Origin of the sequence: Actinomadura nitritigenes, assembly GCF_017573545.1 — a bacterium.
In the GTDB taxonomy this organism is placed as follows: Bacteria; Actinomycetota; Actinomycetes; order Streptosporangiales; family Streptosporangiaceae; genus Spirillospora; species Spirillospora nitritigenes.
This window is the reverse complement of the sequence record NZ_JAGEOK010000014.1, coordinates 173,445-190,494: the sequence shown is the minus strand read 5'-3', so window position 1 is coordinate 190,494 and position 17,050 is coordinate 173,445. Positions and strand designations below refer to the sequence as shown.

The following is a 17,050-nucleotide window of genomic DNA, read 5'->3' as shown; positions in this document are numbered from 1 at the left end:
GGCGGTGCAACCGGCGGCCGCGAGGCGGGGTTCATGGGGTGCCGCACGCCCGGACGGGGCGTGCGCACCGACGAAAGGACAACCCATGGACCTGCGCCTCACCGGACGGGTCGCGGTCGTCACCGGCGCCTCGAAGGGCATCGGGCTGGCGATCGTGCGGACGCTGCTGGACGAGGGCGCCCGCGTGGTCGCCGTCTCCCGCAAGCCCGGCCCGGAGCTCGACGCGCTCGCCGGGCCGGACCTGGTGCACGTGGCCGCCGACCTGATGGACCCGGCCGCGCCCGGCCTCGCCGTCGAGCGGGCCGTGGAGGCGTTCGGCCGGCTCGACGTCCTGGTCAACAACGCGGGCGGTCCGCCGCCCGGCGCGGTCATGCCCCGGTTCGGGTTCGGCACGCTGACCGACGACGACTGGCGCGAGGTGTTCGAGTTCAACGTGCTCGCCGTGGTCCGGGCGGTCCGGGCGGCGCTGCCGCACCTGCTGGAGAGCGACGCGGCGGCGATCGTCAACGTGTCGTCGGTGAACGGGCGGCGCCCGGGGCCGATGAACTTCGACTACAACGCGGCGAAGGCGGCGCTGAACAACCTGGCGAAGGGCCTGTCGGAGGAGTTCGGGCCGCAGGGCGTCCGGGTGAACACCGTGTCCCCGGGCCCGGTCCGGACGGCCTGGTGGACCGAGGAGGGCGGCGCGGCGGACGTGATCGCGCAGGCCACCGGCTCGGACCGGGACGCGGTGCTGAACGGCGGCGCGGCGGAGATGATGAGCCTTACGACCGGCCGGATGGCCGAGCCGCAGGAGGTCGCGGACGCGGTGGCGCTGCTGGCCTCGCCGCGCTCCGCGAGCACGACGGGCGCGGACGTGGTGGTCGACTCGGGCTTCCTCAAGGAAATCTGAGCCATAAGCAATCCTGCTTGAGATCAGAAGATCCATCTCTTTGACGTATGGAAACCCGATGACCAGGATGGACGGTGAGCGACGGGGAGCGACCTGAGAGGGGCCACGATGAGCGCGTACGGGACGGTGCGGGGCGCGGTGCTCGCGCCGGGCGACGACGGCTACGACGCGGAGCGGACCGGCTTCCAGACCGCCGACCCGCACCGTCCCGAGGCGATCGTCGTGGCCGAGGACGCCGGTGACGTGCGCGCCGCCGTCGAGCACGCCGCCGCGCGGGGCATGCCGGTCGCCGTGCAGAGCACCGGGCACGGCCTCCCGCTCCCCGCCGGCGGCGGCCTGCTGATCGCCACCCGGACGATGACCGGCGTGGAGATCGACCCGGAGGCCCGGACGGCGCGGATCGAGGCGGGCGTCCGGTGGGCGCGGGTCGTCGCGGCGGCCGCGCCGCACGGGCTGGCGCCGCTGAGCGGGTCGTCGCCCGGCGTCGGCGCGGTGTCGTACACGCTCGGCGGCGGGATCGGCCTGATGTCGCGGCGGTACGGGTTCGCGGCCGACCACGTCCGGTCGGTCGACGTGGTCACCGCGGACGCGCGGCTCCGGCACGTCACGCCGGAGAGCGACCCGGACCTGTTCTGGGCACTGCTCGGCGGCCGCGCCAACTTCGGCGTGGTCACGGCCCTGGAGATCGGGCTGCTCCCGGTCGGGCGGCTGTACGGCGGCGGCCTGTACTTCGACGCCGACCTGATCCCCGAGGTGATGGACACCTGGCGGCGGTGGACGGAGACCGTCCCGGACGAGATGACCTCGTCGGTCGCGCTGATGCCGGTGCCCGACGTCCCGGTGTTCCCCGAACCGCTGCGCGGACGCCACGTCGCCCACGTCCGGATCGCGTACACGGGGGACGAGGCGGAGGGCGAGCGGCTGATCGCGCCGCTGCGGGCGGTCGGGCCGCGGCTGGTCGACACGGTCGGCGAGATGCCCTACACCGACTCGGGTCTCATCCACAACGAGCCGCCCGTCCCGATGGCGTACCGGGCGACGAACGTCGCGGTCGGCGACCTGGACGGCGCTCTCGTCCGCGACCTGCTCGGCCTGGCCGGCCCGGGCGCGCCCGACCGGGCGATCGTGGAGGTCCGGCACCTCGGCGGGGCGATGGCGAAGCCGCCCGCCGTGCCGAACGCGGTCGGCAACCGCGACGCCGGGTACCTGGTCGGCCTGCTGTCCAAGCTCGGCACGGACGACACCGGTGCCGGCGCCCTGCACGACCGGTTCGGCGGGCTGCTCGCCGCGCGGTCGCGCGGGCAGGTGCTGAACTTCCTGTTCGGCGCGAACGCGACGCCCGAGCGGGTGCGGGCCGCGTACGAGCCGGAGACCTACCGGCGGCTCGCCGAGCTGAAGGCGCGCTACGACCCGGCGAACCTGTTCCGCCTGAACCACAACATCCCGCCCGCGAGATAGGGACGCGAGGCCCCGCAAGGCCGCCGCGCCCTCCGGGCCCTCACGCCCAGGACCCCCGTTTCGGACGCCGGAGCGGGGGTTCTCGGCGTGTCACTCCGGCGGGGTGCGGCGCGGCAGGAGCAGGGCCGGGACCAGCGCCAGGGCCAGCAGGACGAGTGCGAACGCGTAGGTGTGCCGGAACGCGTCCGCCAGCGGACCGGCGACGGCCTCGTGCGCCCGCGGGCTCAGCCGGTGCACGGCCTGGAGCGCGCCGCCGCCGTCCGGATCGCCCGGGACGAGGCCGCTCATCAGCGTGGACAGCACCACCGACGCCAGCGCCGTCCCGATCGCGCCGGACGCGGTGTTGACGAGGTTCACCGTGGTGCTCGCGGCGGGCGCCTGGTCGTGGGACATCCCGCGGGTCGCCGCCGTCATCGCGGGCATCATCGTCGCGCCGCCGCCCGCGCCCATCAGCAGCATCGCCGCGCACAGCCCCCAGTACGGGGCGTCGGCGCTCAGCTGGACGGTGAACAGCGCGAACCCGGCCAGCGCGGTCGTGATCGACACGGGCACGAGCCGGCCCGGCGGGACCCGGTCGACGATCCGCCCGGCGACCTGCATCGCGGTCCCGGAGCCGAGCGCGAACGGGATGCCGAGCAGGCCCGCCACCGTCGCGCTCTCGCCCCGCACGACCTGCAGGTACAGGGGGAGCAGGAGCATCGTCCCGAAGTAGCCGGTCGCGAACAGTGCCAGCGTCCCGGTCGCGGCGGCGAACGTCCGGTCGCGGAACGGTTGCAGGTCGATCAGCGGATGCCGGACGGTCAGCGCCCGCAGCACGGACCCGGCGACCAGCAGCGCCCCCGCGGCCAGCGGGACCAGCACGCGGGCCGAGCCGAAGTCGCCGCGGTCGCCGCCGGTCGTCACCCCGTACAGCAGGGCGGCGAGGCCGGGCGACAGCATCAGCAGCCCGAGGACGTCCAGCGGGGTGCGCGCCCCGGCGGCGTCGCGGGGGAAGGTCCGCGCGGCGAGCGCCACGACCGCCGCGGCGATCGGCAGGTTGACGAAGAACATCCACCGCCACGACACCGTGTCGACCAGCCGGCCGCCGAGGACGGGCCCGGCGAGCGGGCCGACCAGGACCGCCAGCCCGAGCGTGCTCATCAGCCGGCCGAGCCGGTCCGGCCCGGCGGCGCGCAGCAGGATCGTCATGCCGACCGGCATCACGAGGCCGCCGCTGAGCCCCTGCACCGCCCGGAACGCGATCAGCGACTCGATGTTCCAGGCCAGCCCGGCGAGCACCGACCCGGCCGCGAACGCGGCGATCGCCGCCAGGTACAGCCGCCGCGCCCCGAACCGCCCGACCGCCCACGCGGCGGACGGGATCACTCCGGCCAGCGCCAGCGCGTAGGCGGTCGCGACCCACTGGACGGTGCCGAGCGGCGCGCCGAAGTCCGCCGACAGCCGGTTCAGCGCGACGTTCACCACGGTCTGGTCCAGGGTGATCATGATCGAGCCGAGGACCAGCACCAGCGCGACCGCCATCGGCCGCGCGCCGCTGCCCGCCGCCGGCGGGGCCTGCGTCGCCGTGGCCACGTCAGGCGCCGTAGGGCCGGGCGGCGCGGGCGTCGCGCAGCGCGTGCCCCCACCAGGCGAGCTGGTCGAGCATGCCCTTCGCCGCCGCCTCGGCACCCTCGGCGTCGACGGGGCGCCCGTCCTCGCCGAACCAGTTCCACGGCGCGTGGAAGCTGACGGTGTCGCGCACCGTGACGGCGTGCAGTTCGGCGAAGACGGCGCGCAGGTGTTCGACGGACCGCAGCCCGCCGGACACCCCGCCGTAGGACACGAACGCGACCGGCTTGGCGCGCCATTCGTGGTAGTGGGTGTCGATCAGGTTCTTCAGCGTCCCGGGGAAGCTGTGGTTGTACTCGCAGGTGACGACGGTGAACGCGTCGGCCGCCCGCAGCGTGCGGGTGATCTCGTCGAAGCCGTCGGGCGCGGGCGTGCCGAGGCGGCTGGGCGGGGGCGCGTCCGCGACGTCCACCAGGTCGAGGACGAGGTCGTCCCGCTGGGCCGCCTGCTCGGCGAACCAGGCGGCGACGGTCGGGCCGAAGCGCCCCGCGCGGGTGCTGGCGGTGATGACGGCGACGCGAAGAGGTGTGCTTTCCATGGCCTCGACGCTAAGAACGGCCCTACGTGCCGGGCATCTGTCACCCGACTGGTCGGCGAGCCGGCCGCATCCGCCTCGCTACCGCGCGGTTCCGTCAGTCGGCCAGCCGGACGGGAGCGGTCGTCCAATCGCGGTCGGACGGCGCGGGCGCGCACGCCCGGGCCAGAACGCGCAGGACGGCCTGCGGGTCGCACCCGTACAGACCCGCGCCCCAGGCCGCGTTCGTCTCCACGACCGCCCACCCCCGTCCCTTGACCAGGCCGACGTCGAGGACGATCGCGGGCGGTAGCGGTACTTCGTCCAGGAGCACTTCGGCGTAGGCGCGGGCCTCCGCGTCCCAGGGCGCCTCCCAGCGGCCGTCGCCGGTGAGCGCCAGTTCGCCGTCCCGCAGGTAGGGCGACATCGCGACGACCTCGCCGTCCAGTACCTGGCAGCGGTACTCGACCTCCCACTCGACCGGTTCGCCGACGAGGACGGGGGTCTCGCCGGGCACCGCGTCCGGGAGGTCGGCGGGCGAGCCGTAGACCCGGCCCTCGAAGCCCTTGCGGCCGTCCGCCGGCTTCACGAAGACCGGCCGGACGAGCGACCCGCGAACCTCGGCGAATGTCGACATATCTACTTTTCGACGGAGATGTCGCTCCGGCAGGCCGGGCAGCCAGGAGGGCGGCGCGTCGATCAGCCCGACGTCGAGCTGCGCCGCGATGACCTCCACGAACGTCGGCTCCCCGTACAGCGCCACGTCCTGTCCGCGCAGGCGCGCCGGAGCCCGCCACCCGCCCAGGCGCTCGGCCTTCCACCCGGCCCGCCCGGCGGCGAGCCGCAGCACCTTCGAGTCCTCCGAGTAGCGGGGCGACAGGACGAGCGTCGGCACAACGGACCTCCACGGCTGACAGGCGGGGCCGTCAAAGGATGCCGCCCTCCATGAGCCCGTGTCATCCGGCTTTAGGAGGGATCGGGGGTCAGAGCAGGGTGGGGTGGTTGCAAGGGGTGCGGGGGGCGGCGGGGGCGTGGAACTCGGCCCATACCGCCGTGCCGCCGAGGGCGCCGTGCGAGCCCCACGCGGTGGACAGGGCGTCGACGAGCCGCAGCCCGCGGCCGTCCTCGCCGCACGGGGCGTCGCGCACGCACGGCGCGCCGCCCGTGCCGCCGTCGTCCAGGACGGTGACGCGCAGCGTCCCCTCGGCGGCGCTGACGATGACGGTGACCCGGCCGCCGAGGCCGGAGGCGGTGTGCTCGCAGGCGTTCGCGACCAGCTCGTCCACGCACAGGGTGATGTCGGCGAGGGCCTCGGCGTCGATGTGCGGCGCGACGCGGCGGACGAACGCGCGCGCCTCCGGGGCGGACCGGGCGACCCCGGGCAGGGTGGTGGTGCCGAGGAGTCGCATGGGACCGCGCGTCCGGACAGTGCCCCGTGTCATCGAATCGCTCCCTCAGGTGAGTGCTCCGGCCAGCATGGGTCCGCCGATGCGGCCGCACAATCGCCTGAGGTGACAAGCCGGGCGCCGCGCATTCGCCGTTTACGCAGATGCAGGGCCCGGACGTGCGACGATACGTGCCGACGTCGACGCGCACGGTGACGTTCGGTTGCCGTCGCCCCGGGGGCACAGGGAGGATCGCGTGGTGAACGAACTCGAAGAGGGAACGCGGCTCGCACTCGACTTCGGCAAGCTGCGCGCCGTCGCGGCGACCGGCTCGGAGGTCGTGCCGGTGGTGCTGCAGGACGCCGCGAGCAAGGACGTGCTGTTCATCGGCTACGCGAACGAGCAGGCGCTGAAGGCGACGCTGGACGAGCGGATCGCGGTGCTGTGGTCGACGTCGCGGAACGAGCTGTGGCGCAAGGGCGCGTCGTCCGGCGACGTGCTGGAGCTGGTCGAGGTCCGCGTCAACTGCGAGCAGAACTCGCTGCTCTACCTGGTCAACCGGACCACCGGCGGTGCGTGCCACACGAAGTCGGCCTCGGGCGACGCGCGCCCGACCTGCTACTACCGGTCAATCACCGGCGAGGGCGCCCTCCGCCACGAATGACAGGGGCCGGCTCAGCGTCCGCCGGACCGGGGAGCGTTCCACGCGGCGCAGGACCGTCTCCCGGACGCCGGCGGGCGGGGCCGGGTCGAACGCCACGCGGTAGCGGAAGCGGGTGGCCGTCTCCTGCCGGTCGAGGTCGACCCGCGCCGTGACGGACACGCCGGGGAGGCCCAGCTCGTCCAGGGCCATGCGGGCGGTCATCGTGATGCAGGCGGCCAGGGCCGCTTCGAGCAGCTCGTGCGGCCGCGGCGCGGTGTCGCCGCCGCGGCCGTCCTTGACCGTGTCCGCGCGGCCGGTGTTCGGGCCCGCCTGGTACTCGACCTGGTAGGGGGACGGGAGCGCCCTTGCGGTGACCATGGTGCGAGCCTAGGACGCGCTGTCCACATTCTGGCAATCAATTCTCATTATGTGGACGGCGCGGGTGTCGGGCGGCGCTGCCGGGGAGCGTTCCCGCCGCCCCGGCCCTGGCTGTGATCCTTCGTGCCGGCGCTCGCCTTGTCGGGGACGCGTCCGTCGCCGCTCCCCTTGCTGCTGCTGCTGCTTCCGTTGCCGCTTCCGCTGCTGCCGTTGCTCTGCCCGTTGTTCGAGTGCGTCTTCTTCGCCTTCGGGGACCTGCTGTTCGCCTGGCCGGGAGGCGTCGTCCGGGCGTGCTGGGGCTTGCCCTTCGGCGACGGGCTCGGCTTCGGATGCCGCGGCGGCGTCGCGCGCGGGACCACGGTCGGCGACGGCGACCGCGACGGCAGGCGGTCGCCGCCGTTCCACGAATGCTTCGGCGCGGGGTGGCGGGACGACGCGGGCGCCGGGGACTGCCCCGGAAGGTGCCCGGTGCTCGCCGCGACCGCCACGCCGCCGCCGAACGCCGCGAGCGTGGCGGCGACCACGGCGACCTTGACCGTCGCGTAGCGGGGCACGGCGGACCAGCGCGAGCGGCGCGCCTCGGGCCGCGCCCGGGCGGCCAGGAAGGCCGCGGCCGCGGCGTCCTCGCCGGCCAGTTCCCCCGGCCGCGGCGGACCGGCGGCGGCCGACAGCAGCGCGCGCAGCGCGTCGTGCCCGCCGGCGGCTCCGTTCGCGCGGCTCGCCGGGGCTCCGTCGAGCAGCCGCTCGGCAGTGCGCTGATCGAGCCGTCGGGCTCGCTGATGGTCGCTCATCTCACCCCTTCAGCGCCCGTACCGCCGCTTTTGTCACTTCGGGCGGCGGGCAGCGAGCCCGCCTGCGGCGCCGGAACGGTCCCGGAGACCGCGCCGGCGGACCCCGCGAGCCGCTCCGAGAGGCGGCGCAGGCCCCGGTGGGCGGCGGTGCGGACCGCGCCCGGCCGCTTCCCGAGCACCTTCCCCGCGGACTTGGCGTCCAGTCCCACCACCACGCGCAGCAGCACCGCCTCGGCCTGGTCGCGCGGCAGCCCGGCGATCAGCCGCAGCGCGTCCTCGGTGGCGATCCCGTCGAGGGCCAGCGCCTCGGTGTCGGCGGGCGCCGCGAGCGTGAGCAGCTCCTCGGCGGGCGCGTCGGCGGCCGGGCGGCGGGACCGGCGGCGCAGGTGGTCCAGCGCGCGGTGCCGGGTGATCGTGGCGGTCCAGCCGCGGAACCCGTCGATGTCGCCGCGGAAGGCGGGCAGGTCGCGGGCGATCTGCAGCCACGCCTCGGACGTGACGTCCTCGGCGTCCGCGCCGACGAGCGCGCCGGCGAAGCGGATCAGCCGGGGCTGGACGTCGCGGTAGAGCACGCGGAAGGACCCCTCGTCCCCCTGCTGGGCCGCGCGAAGGGCGCGGTCGAGGTCGTCCTCGCCGCCCGCGCCCTCCTGCCGCACTCGCGTCACGTGCGTCATTGTGCAGGCAATTCAGGTGTGGTGTGACATGTACGAGGTGCTCGGCGCTGACCGTTGTGAACGGCCGCTCGCCGGAACGCGCGCGACGTTCGTCCCCTGACGCGAAGTGATGGACGACATGATCCGCGATTTGCCTGCACACCGGCACGGCCCGAACGAGGAACCCGGTGCCGCACCGGACCGCGCCGGGGGCCCGAAGCATGCCGTTCCCCCCTTGCACACCGTGCCCCTGACGCAGGCCGTGTCCGCGAGGCCCGCCCCGCCTCCGGGCGGCGCGCCCCCGGACGATCCCCGGGCCACCGGGCCGGACGGGTCGCCGGTGTTCGTGGACGCGACCGGGCGGCGGCACCGGATGGCACGGCGGATCGGGCTGCTGGCGGGCGCACTGCTCATCGTCTTCCTCGGCGCGCTCGGCATCGGTGCGGCAACGGGCGCCGCGGTGCCCGGGACACCGTGGAACGCGCCGTCCACGCATCCTGTTAAGGGCGGGCACGAGCCGGCCAGCGCGCGCGCCGGCAAGCCGGGTGAGCGTGGTGGGGCGTCGCCGAGCCAGCGTCCACGCACCGGCACGTCGGGTGCGTCGCCACAAGCGCCCTCCACGACGTCGAAACCGGTGTCGACGGCCGGGCCGTCCACATCGTCCGCGCCGGCCGCGTCATCCGCGCCCACCGCCACGCCCTCGGCCACCACGTCCACGAGCCGTCCGGGCAACTCCCACGCGTCCCCGCCCGCGCGGGGGCACACCAAGAAGCCGGCCTGAGGATGAGGCGAGGCGAACCGCGGGGCCACTGGGTCCTGCTGCTGCTCGGCGGCCTGGCGCTGACCGTCCTGCTGCTGCTGGACGGCTACGCGCACGGCGCGGTCGGCGAGGCGCCGCGCAAGGACCCGGCGCACCCCGCCCCCGCGCCGTCCGCGATCACCTCCGGCGGCCCGGTGCTCAACCTGGCCGGCGGGACGCCGCACTCGCTGCGGACGCCGGCCAAGACGATCGCGCTGACCTTCGACGATGGCCCCGACCCGACCTGGACGCCGCGGATCCTCGACGTCCTGCGCCGCCACGGCGCGCACGGCACCTTCTTCGCCGTCGGCGCGCGCATCGCCGAGAACCCGGGGCTGACCCGCCGCATCCTGCGCGAGGGCAACGAGATCGGCTCGCACACCTACACGCACGTCGACCTCGCGACCGCCCCGGCCTGGCGCGCGCGCCTGGAACTCGACCTCACGCAGCGGGCGCTGGCGGGAGCGGCCGGGGTCCACACCCGGCTGATGCGGATGCCGTACTCCTCCGTCCCGGACGGCCTGACCGCGCCGGAGTGGCGGGCGGCCCGCCGCGCGGGCGACGACGGGTACGTCGTCGTGCTCACCGACCGCGACACCGAGGACTGGCGGCGGCCCGGCACCGCCGAGATCGTCAAGACCGCGCTCGCGGCCGAGCGGCGCGGCCAGGGCGCCGTCGTCATGCTGCACGACGCGGGCGGCGACCGGGCGCAGACCGTCGCCGCCGTCGAGCAGATCATCGAACGGCTCCAGCCGCGCGGCTACCGCTTCACCACGCTGTCGCAGGCGATGCGGATGCCCGCCGCCGACATCGCCGTCCCGGGCCGGGAGAAGGCGATCGGCTGGACGCTGGTCGCCGCGCAGCGGACCGCGTCCGCGCTCACCGGCTGGCTGGGCGGGCTGTTCGGCGTGGCCGGGGCCCTGTACGTGCTGAGGCTCGTGCTGCTGCTGGTCTTCGCGCACGTGCACGTCCGGCGCGTCCGGCGGCCGACCCGCCGGCGGCCGTCCCGCCGCGGGCCGCCGGCAGGCCCGGCGCCGCCCGGGCCGTACCCGGCCCTCTCCGTCATCGTGCCCGCCTACAACGAGGAGGCCGGGATCGCGGCGACGGTCCGCTCGCTCCTCGACACCGACTATCCGGGCGCGTTCGAGGTGATCGTGGTGGACGACGGGTCGTCGGACCGCACCGCCGCGATCGTTGAGGGGCTCGCCCTGCCGGGCGTCCGGCTCGTCCGCAAGCCCAACGGCGGCAAGCCCAGCGCCCTGAACACGGGCGCGGCCGTGGCGCGCTCGGAGATCCTCGTGCTGGTGGACGGCGACACGGTGTTCCAGCGGGACACGCTCCGGCACATCGTCGGGCCGCTCGCCGATCCGCGGGTCGGCGCGGTGAGCGGCAACACCAAGGTCGCCAACCGGGGCGGGCTCCTCGGCCGCTGGCAGCACATCGAGTACGTGATCGGCTTCAACCTCGACCGCCGGATGTTCGACGTGCTGCAGTGCATGCCGACCGTCCCCGGCGCGATCGGCGCGTTCCGCCGGTCGGTGCTGGCGCGGGTCGGCGGCGTCCCCTCCGACACCCTCGCGGAGGACACCGACCTGACCATGGCGATCTGCCGGTCCGGGTACCGCGTCGTGTACGAGGAGAAGGCGATCGCCTGGACGGAGGCGCCGTCGTCGCTGCGGCAGCTGTGGCGGCAACGGTACCGCTGGTGCTACGGGACGATGCAGGCGATGTGGAAGCACCGCCGGTCGCTGGTGGAACGCGGCGCGTCGGGGCGGTTCGGGCGCCGCTGCCTCACCTACCTGACGGTGTTCCAGGTGGTGCTGCCGCTGTTCGCGCCCGCCGTCGACCTGTTCGCGCTGTTCGGCCTGGTGTTCCTGAACCCCGTGGAGCCGATCCTGCTGTGGGCCGGGTTCGTGGCGGCGCAGACGGCCGCGGGCGCGTACGCGCTCTGGCTGGACGGCGAGCGCATCCGCCCGCTGTGGGCGCTGCCGCTCCAGCAGTTCGTGTACCGGCAGCTCATGTACCTGGTCGTGGTCCAGTCGGTGGTCACGGCGCTGCTGGGGGCCCGGCTCGGCTGGCACACGATCCGCCGCACCGGCACGTTCTCCGACGTCCCTCCGCAGCCCGTGTCCACCGGCTGACGGATCCGGTCCGGCGGGCGGGAACAATCCCGGGGGCCCCATCGGTTACACATGACAGCCGGTGTGCCTGGTGTCCCCGGGCCTCATCTATCGCCTTCACGGAATACCGTTCGGCTGGAGCCGTGTTGAGCCTTTCGCCGAGAGGCGACCCACACACCGGTGCTTGACCAGGGCCCCGCCGGGCCGCAAGACCCGGCGGGGCCTGGTCGTGTCCGGGGTGATGCCAGACTGGCGTTCATGAGTCTCGCGGCGCATCTGGAGGAGCTCGGCCGCCCGCTGGTCGAGGAGCAGCTGAAGCACCCGACCGTCGCCGGCATCGCGAACGGCGACCTGGACGACGCGGTCTTCCGCTCCTGGCTCGAACAGGACTACCTGTTCCTGCACGACTACGTCCGCGTGTTCTCCCGGCTCGCCTGGCAGGCGCCGTCCGCGCATCTCGGCGATCTCGTCGACCTGGCGCACGCGACCTACCACGACGAGCTGGACCTGCACCGGGCGCTGTCCGCGGAGTTCGGCGCCGACCTGGACGGGGCCCGGAAGGGGCCGCCCTGCGCCGCCTACACCGCGTTCCTGCTGGACAGCGCCGCCGCCTACGGGGACGGGCTCGCCGCCCTCTACCCCTGCATGTGGGGCTATTCGACGCTGGGCGCCCGCCTCGCCGGGGACCCGCCGGCGGAGCCGCGCTACCGCCGCTGGGTCGACACCTACGCCGACCCCGGATTCGCGGAGCTGACCCGCCGCATCGCCCAGATGATCGACGAGTCCGGCGTCGATCCCGTCCGCGCGGAGAGCCTGTTCCTCCAGGGCATGCGCCACGAACTCGCCTTCTGGGACGTCCCCCTCTAGCCCTCCGAGGCCCGCGGATCCCCTGTGAGCGTGCGGGTTTCACATGAAACAGCGAGCGCGCGGCCCCCCGGGCAGGGGACCGCGCGCTCGCCGGCGGTGTCAGTGGGCCGCCCGGACCTCCTGGCGGCCCGGGACCGCGGCCGCCGGGGGCGGCGCCGGGTCGCCGTTCAGCGCCTTGAACCGGCGGAGCCGCAGGCTGTTGCTGACCACGAAGACCGAGGAGAACGCCATCGCGCCGCCCGCGATCATCGGGTTGAGCAGCCCGGTCGCCGCCAGCGGCAGCGCCGCCACGTTGTAGGCGAACGCCCAGAACAGGTTGCCCTTGATCGTGCGGAGCGTGCGCCGGGACAGCCGGATCGCGTCCGCCGCGGCCCGCAGGTCGCCGCGGACCAGGGTCAGGTCGGACGCCTCGATCGCCACGTCCGTGCCGGTGCCCATCGCCAGGCCGAGGTCGGCCTGGGCGAGCGCCGCGGCGTCGTTGACGCCGTCGCCGACCATCGCGACGGTCCGCCCTTCGCCCTGCAGGCGCTTGACGACGTCGACCTTGTCCTGCGGCAGGACCTCGGCGATGACCTCCTCGATCCCGACCGCGTCGGCCACCGTGCGGGCGACGGTCTCGCTGTCGCCGGTGAGCAGGACGGGCCGCAGCCCGAGCGCCCGCAGCTGCGCGATCGCCTCCGCCGAGGTCGGCTTGACCTGGTCCGCGACGGTGATCACCGCGCGGGCCTCGCCGTCCCAGCCGACCGCGACGGCGGTCCGGCCGCGGGCCTGTGCCTCCGACATGGCCCGCTCCAGGCCGGGGGTCAGCCGCTGCGACCACTCGGCGAGCAGCTGAGGCCGGCCGACCAGGACCCCGTGCCCGTCGACGATCCCCTGCACGCCCAGGCCCTCGACGTTGGCGAAGTCCTCGACGGTGCCCAGCGTTCCGACCCGCTCGGCCGCGCCCTTGGCGATGGCCTGCGCGATCGGGTGCTCGGACGCGTTCTCCAGCGCCCCCGCCAGCCGCAGAACCTCCGCCTCGTCCGCGCCGTCGGCGGTGTGGACGTCCACCAGCGCCATCCGGCCGGTGGTGACGGTGCCGGTCTTGTCCAGCACGACCGTGTCGATCCGGCGGGTCGACTCCAGCACCTCCGGGCCCTTGATCAGGATGCCGAGCTGCGCGCCGCGCCCCGTCCCGACCATGAGGGCGGTCGGGGTGGCCAGGCCGAGCGCGCACGGGCAGGCGATGATCAGCACCGCGACCACCGCGGTGAACGCCCCGGCCAGGCCGGAGCCGGTGCCGACCCAGAAGCCCAGCGTCGCGACGGCCAGCGCGATCACCACCGGGACGAAGATCCCCGAGATCCGGTCGGCGAGCCGCTGCACCTGCGCCTTGCCGGTCTGCGCGTCCTCCACCAGCCGCGCCATCTGCGCGAGCTGGGTGTCGGCGCCGACCCGCGTCGCGCGGACCAGCAGCCGCCCGCCCGCGTTCACCGTCGCGCCGACCACCGCGTCGCCCGGCGCGACCTCCACCGGGACCGACTCGCCGGTCAGCAGCGACGCGTCGACCGCCGACGACCCCTCGGTCACCACGCCGTCCGTGGCGATCTTCTCGCCCGGACGGACCACGAACACGTCGTCCACCGCGAGCTTCTCGACCGGGATGCGCTCCTCGCGGCCGTCCCGGACGACCGAGACCTCCTTGGCGCCCAGCTCCAGCAGCGCCTTGAGGGCGGCGCCCGCGCGGCGCTTGGAGCGCGCCTCGAAGTAGCGGCCCGCCAGGATGAACGCGATGACGCCGGACGCGGCCTCCAAGTAGATGTTCATCGACCCGTCCGAGCGGGTCATGGAGAACTCGAACCCGTGCTTGAGGCCGGTCTCGCCCGCGGTGCCGAAGAACAGCGCCCACAGCGACCAGCCGAACGCGGCGAGGGTCCCGACGGACACCAGCGTGTCCATCGTCGCGGCGCCGTGCCGCAGGTTCGTCCACGCGGCCTTGTGGAACGGCCAGCCCGCGTAGACGACGACCGGCGACGCCAGCGTCAGCGACAGCCACTGCCAGTTGTCGAACTGCAGCGCCGGGACCATCGCCATCGCGATCACCGGGACCGCGAGCACGACCGACATGATCAGCCGCTGCCGCAGCGTGCGCAGCCCGTCATCGGGCTCGTCCTGCTCGCCCCGCGCGTCCTCGCCCTTGGGCGGGGCGGGCAGCTCGGCGGTGTAGCCGGCCGCCTCCACCGTGGCGACCAGGTCCTCCGGAGACACCCCTGCGGGGTACTCGACCCTGGCCTTCTCGGTGGCGTAGTTGACCGTGGCGGTGACGCCCTCGAGCTTGTTCAGCTTGCGCTCGATGCGGTTGGCGCACGACGCGCACGTCATCCCGCCGATCGCCAGCTCGATCCGCCCGGATTCCGCTTCTGGCACGGCGCCGGTGGTCATCGCTCCTCCTTCGCTTCGACCGTACGGGATGTCAGTGGGTGTGCTCGCCGTGGCCCTCGCCCTGGCCGCCCTGCTCGACCGGCGCGGACGACGGCCCCGCCGTCACGGTGAACTCCGCCGTGCGGACCTTGCCGCCGTGCTGGAAGTCCAGGTAGAGCCGGTACGTCCCCGCGCTGGGGGCCTCGGCGTAGAAGGTGATGTCGGGTCCCGGCTTCGTCCTGCCGTCGCCCGGCTCGCCGTCCGGGTGGACGTGCAGGTAGGCCAGGTCGCCCTGCCGCAGCGCGACCAGGTGCCCGTAGGCCTCCAGGTACGGCTCCAGGTCCGTGACCGGCCTGCCGTCCTTGCTCACCGACAGCGTCAGCCTGCTCGACGCGCCGGGGGCCAGCGCCCCGGCGAGCCTCACCTCGTAGCCGTCCACCTTCGCGACCTGCTCGGGCCGCGGCAGCGGGACGGGCTGGAAGTCGCCCGCGGCGGCGACGTCGACGCCCAGCGTCAGCGCCTCCTTGGCGCCCTCCGGCTGGACGTCGGTGAAGAACCGGTACGCGCCGGCCTTCGGCAGGACGACCGCGACCGCCCACACGCCGCCGCCGACCTCGGTCGGGTGCAGGTGCTGGAAGCCGGACAGGTCCCGGCGGGCGATGATCAGGTGCAGCCGCTTGCCGTGCAGCGGCGTGAACCTGGTCACGGGCCTGCCGTCCGGACCGTCGATGGTGAACCGGAAGTCGGTCCGCACGCCCGGCCGCACGTCGGCCGTCTGCGGGTGCAGGGTGTAGCCGCCCTGGCTGACCTGCAGCCCGCCGGGGACGGCCGCGCCCGCCGGCGTCCCGCCGTGGGACCCGTGCGAGCCGTGCCCGCCATGACCGCCGTCGTCGGCCTCGCCGACCGGGCCGGTCGCGGTGCCGATCGCGGCGGCCCCGCCGAAGACGACGGCCAGCGCCGCCACGTAGGCGCCCAGCTTGGTCGCGGTGTTCATCGTCCTTCACTCCACTCGTCTCGGCCCTGGTTCGCAGGGCGGCAGGCCTCAGGCCTGCAGGGCGTATCCCGCCTCCTCGACGGCGCTCTTGATCAGGGCGTCGTCGACGGGGGCCTCGCTGGTGACGGTCACCTGGCCGGTCTTGAGGTCGACGTCGACGGCGGTCACGCCGGCGACCTGCTCGACCTCCTCGGTCACGGAGGCGACGCAGTGGCCGCAGGTCATCCCGGTGACGGTGTAGGTGGCGGTGCTCATCTCTCGTCCTCCCTCATCATGTACCCCCTGGGGGTATCTCCGTGGCCTCATGCTGCCATAACGCCGACGCCCCGCACAACCCGTACCCCCTAGGGGTTATTTCGAGATCCGGGTCACAGCCCTCCGCGCGGAGTTATCCACACCCTGTCCAGAGGACCCCGCGGGCCGCGGCGCGGCGATCTGTCGACATTCGTGGAGGTATTCACCGCGGATCGCCCCGCCGGCGCGCCGAACCGCGCGCCATGCACAAGGTTTTCCACAACCTTCCCCAGCCCTGTGGGCAACCACGGCGCGCCGCCGGGCGCGGGACGCCGCACCCGTCGATGCTCTCGCGTTCCGCGCCCCGGAGCAGCCCTCTTGCGCAGGTCCGCCGCACGGCTGCCGGAGCGTTTACCTTGGAGGGGTCACGGTCGGCGAGTGGAGGTCCGATGCCCGAGTTGCCCGAGGTGGAGGCGCTGGCGGCGTTCCTGCGGGAGCGCGTCGTGGGCCATGCCGTCGCGCGCGTCGACGTCCTCGCGATCTCCGCGCTGAAGACCTATGACCCACCGGTCACCGCGCTGGGCGGGCTCACCGTCACCGGTGCCGCCCGGCACGGCAAGTTCCTCGACCTGGACGTCGACGGCATCCACCTGGTCGTCCACCTGGCCCGCGCCGGCTGGCTCCGGTGGCGCGACGAGGTGCCGACGAGGCCCGCCCGCCCCGGCGGGAAGAACCCGCTCGCACTCCGCGTCCACCTGGACGACGGCTCCGGCTTCGACCTCACCGAGGCCGGGACGAAGAAGGGGCTCGCGGTCTACGTCGTCCGCGACCCGGACGACGTGCCCGGCGTGGCGGGCCTCGGCCCCGACCCGCTGGACGGGTCGTTCACCGCCGACCGGCTGCGCGAGATCGTCGCGGGCAAGCGCACGCAGATCAAGGGCCTGCTCCGCGACCAGAGCGTCATCGCCGGCATCGGCAACGCCTACTCCGACGAGGTGCTGCACGTGGCGAAGATGTCCCCGTTCAAGATCGCCGCGACGCTCACCGACGACGATGTCGCGACCCTCCACGAGGCGATCGTCACGACCCTGCGCGACGCGGTGGAGCGCTCGCGCGGCCTCGAAGCGCAGGACCTCAAGGGCGAGAAGAAGACCGGCCTCCGCGTGCACGGCCGCAAGGGCGAGAAATGCCCGGTGTGCGGCGACACGATCCGCGAGGTGTCGTTCGCCGACTCGGCCCTCCAGTACTGCCCCACCTGCCAGACCGGCGGCAAGCCCCTGGCCGACCGCCGCCTGTCCCGCCTGCTCAAATGAT

General features: G+C 74.3%; 17 protein-coding genes. 7 read left to right on the top strand and 10 right to left on the bottom strand.

Features of this window, described 5'->3' with window-relative positions; genetic code table 11:
• Nucleotides 1-85 precede the first annotated feature (85 nt).
• Together J4557_RS23060 and J4557_RS23055 are read left to right on the top strand one after the other, a co-directional pair.
• Nucleotides 86-892: an SDR family NAD(P)-dependent oxidoreductase gene (locus J4557_RS23060; protein WP_208268797.1), complete on the top strand. Its 807-nt coding sequence runs from the start codon at nucleotides 86-88 to the stop codon at nucleotides 890-892.
• Nucleotides 893-1,000: 108 nt separating this feature from the next.
• Nucleotides 1,001-2,350 (top strand): FAD-binding oxidoreductase, encoded by a 1,350-nt coding sequence (locus J4557_RS23055; protein ID WP_208268796.1) that lies wholly within the window; start codon nucleotides 1,001-1,003, stop codon nucleotides 2,348-2,350.
• 90 nt (nucleotides 2,351-2,440) lie between these two features.
• Here J4557_RS23055 and J4557_RS23050 read toward each other — a convergent pair whose 3' ends face one another.
• The 4 genes from J4557_RS23050 to J4557_RS23035 form a co-directional block, all read right to left on the bottom strand.
• Nucleotides 2,441-3,922 (bottom strand): DHA2 family efflux MFS transporter permease subunit, encoded by a 1,482-nt coding sequence (locus J4557_RS23050; protein WP_307800144.1) that lies wholly within the window; start codon nucleotides 3,920-3,922, stop codon nucleotides 2,441-2,443.
• Nucleotide 3,923: 1 nt separating this feature from the next.
• Entirely contained in the window at nucleotides 3,924-4,496 is a 573-nt protein-coding gene (locus J4557_RS23045; protein WP_208268795.1) for an NADPH-dependent FMN reductase, read from the bottom strand.
• Between the two features lie 94 nt (nucleotides 4,497-4,590).
• Nucleotides 4,591-5,367 carry an ATP-grasp domain-containing protein gene (locus J4557_RS23040; protein ID WP_208268794.1) on the bottom strand — a complete coding sequence of 259 codons (777 nt, stop codon included), beginning with the start codon at nucleotides 5,365-5,367 and terminating at the stop codon, nucleotides 4,591-4,593.
• Nucleotides 5,368-5,455: 88 nt separating this feature from the next.
• Nucleotides 5,456-5,914 (bottom strand): ATP-binding protein, encoded by a 459-nt coding sequence (locus J4557_RS23035; protein WP_208268792.1) that lies wholly within the window; start codon nucleotides 5,912-5,914, stop codon nucleotides 5,456-5,458.
• Nucleotides 5,915-6,116: 202 nt separating this feature from the next.
• On the opposite strand from J4557_RS23035, the gene J4557_RS23030 reads away from it, so the two are divergent.
• The gene (locus tag J4557_RS23030) at nucleotides 6,117-6,521 is read left to right on the top strand and encodes a phosphoribosyl-AMP cyclohydrolase (RefSeq protein WP_206700012.1); all 405 of its coding nucleotides are present in this window, start codon (nucleotides 6,117-6,119) and stop codon (nucleotides 6,519-6,521) included.
• Here J4557_RS23030 and J4557_RS23025 read toward each other — a convergent pair.
• From J4557_RS23025 to J4557_RS23015, 3 genes are read right to left on the bottom strand one after another with little or no spacing between them, the layout of a single operon-like run.
• Entirely contained in the window at nucleotides 6,486-6,878 is a 393-nt protein-coding gene (locus tag J4557_RS23025; protein ID WP_208268790.1) for an OsmC family protein, read from the bottom strand. The two genes, J4557_RS23030 and J4557_RS23025, sit on opposite strands and share 36 nt — an antisense overlap.
• A gap of 47 nt (nucleotides 6,879-6,925) precedes the next feature.
• Nucleotides 6,926-7,669: a hypothetical protein gene (locus J4557_RS23020; RefSeq protein ID WP_208268789.1), complete on the bottom strand. Its 744-nt coding sequence runs from the start codon at nucleotides 7,667-7,669 to the stop codon at nucleotides 6,926-6,928.
• Complete coding sequence (locus J4557_RS23015) at nucleotides 7,666-8,334, bottom strand: RNA polymerase sigma factor (protein WP_307800143.1); 669 nt, start codon at nucleotides 8,332-8,334, stop codon at nucleotides 7,666-7,668. The genes J4557_RS23020 and J4557_RS23015 overlap by 4 nt, the downstream gene beginning before the upstream one ends.
• Before the next feature lie 223 nt (nucleotides 8,335-8,557).
• Between J4557_RS23015 and J4557_RS23010 the strand changes: the two genes are divergently transcribed.
• From J4557_RS23010 to J4557_RS23000, 3 genes are all read left to right on the top strand, one after another.
• Entirely contained in the window at nucleotides 8,558-9,103 is a 546-nt protein-coding gene (locus tag J4557_RS23010) for a hypothetical protein (protein ID WP_208268786.1), read from the top strand.
• Nucleotides 9,104-9,105: 2 nt separating this feature from the next.
• Complete coding sequence (locus J4557_RS23005) at nucleotides 9,106-11,262, top strand: bifunctional polysaccharide deacetylase/glycosyltransferase family 2 protein (RefSeq protein ID WP_208268785.1); 2,157 nt, start codon at nucleotides 9,106-9,108, stop codon at nucleotides 11,260-11,262.
• Nucleotides 11,263-11,499: 237 nt separating this feature from the next.
• The gene (locus J4557_RS23000) at nucleotides 11,500-12,108 is read left to right on the top strand and encodes a TenA family protein (protein WP_208268784.1); all 609 of its coding nucleotides are present in this window, start codon (nucleotides 11,500-11,502) and stop codon (nucleotides 12,106-12,108) included.
• A gap of 99 nt (nucleotides 12,109-12,207) precedes the next feature.
• On the opposite strand, the gene J4557_RS22995 is transcribed toward J4557_RS23000, so the two are convergent.
• From J4557_RS22995 to J4557_RS22985, 3 genes are read right to left on the bottom strand one after another with little or no spacing between them, the layout of a single operon-like run.
• Nucleotides 12,208-14,529, bottom strand: coding sequence for a heavy metal translocating P-type ATPase (locus tag J4557_RS22995; protein ID WP_208268782.1), 2,322 nt, complete (start codon nucleotides 14,527-14,529; stop codon nucleotides 12,208-12,210).
• Between the two features lie 31 nt (nucleotides 14,530-14,560).
• The gene (locus J4557_RS22990) at nucleotides 14,561-15,502 is read right to left on the bottom strand and encodes a DUF8832 domain-containing protein (RefSeq protein WP_208268781.1); all 942 of its coding nucleotides are present in this window, start codon (nucleotides 15,500-15,502) and stop codon (nucleotides 14,561-14,563) included.
• 48 nt (nucleotides 15,503-15,550) lie between these two features.
• Complete coding sequence (locus J4557_RS22985; protein ID WP_190851256.1) at nucleotides 15,551-15,757, bottom strand: heavy-metal-associated domain-containing protein; 207 nt, start codon at nucleotides 15,755-15,757, stop codon at nucleotides 15,551-15,553.
• 428 nt (nucleotides 15,758-16,185) lie between these two features.
• Between J4557_RS22985 and J4557_RS22980 the strand changes: the two genes are divergently transcribed.
• Entirely contained in the window at nucleotides 16,186-17,049 is an 864-nt protein-coding gene (locus J4557_RS22980) for an Fpg/Nei family DNA glycosylase (RefSeq protein ID WP_208268780.1), read from the top strand.
• Nucleotide 17,050: the final 1 nt, after the last annotated feature.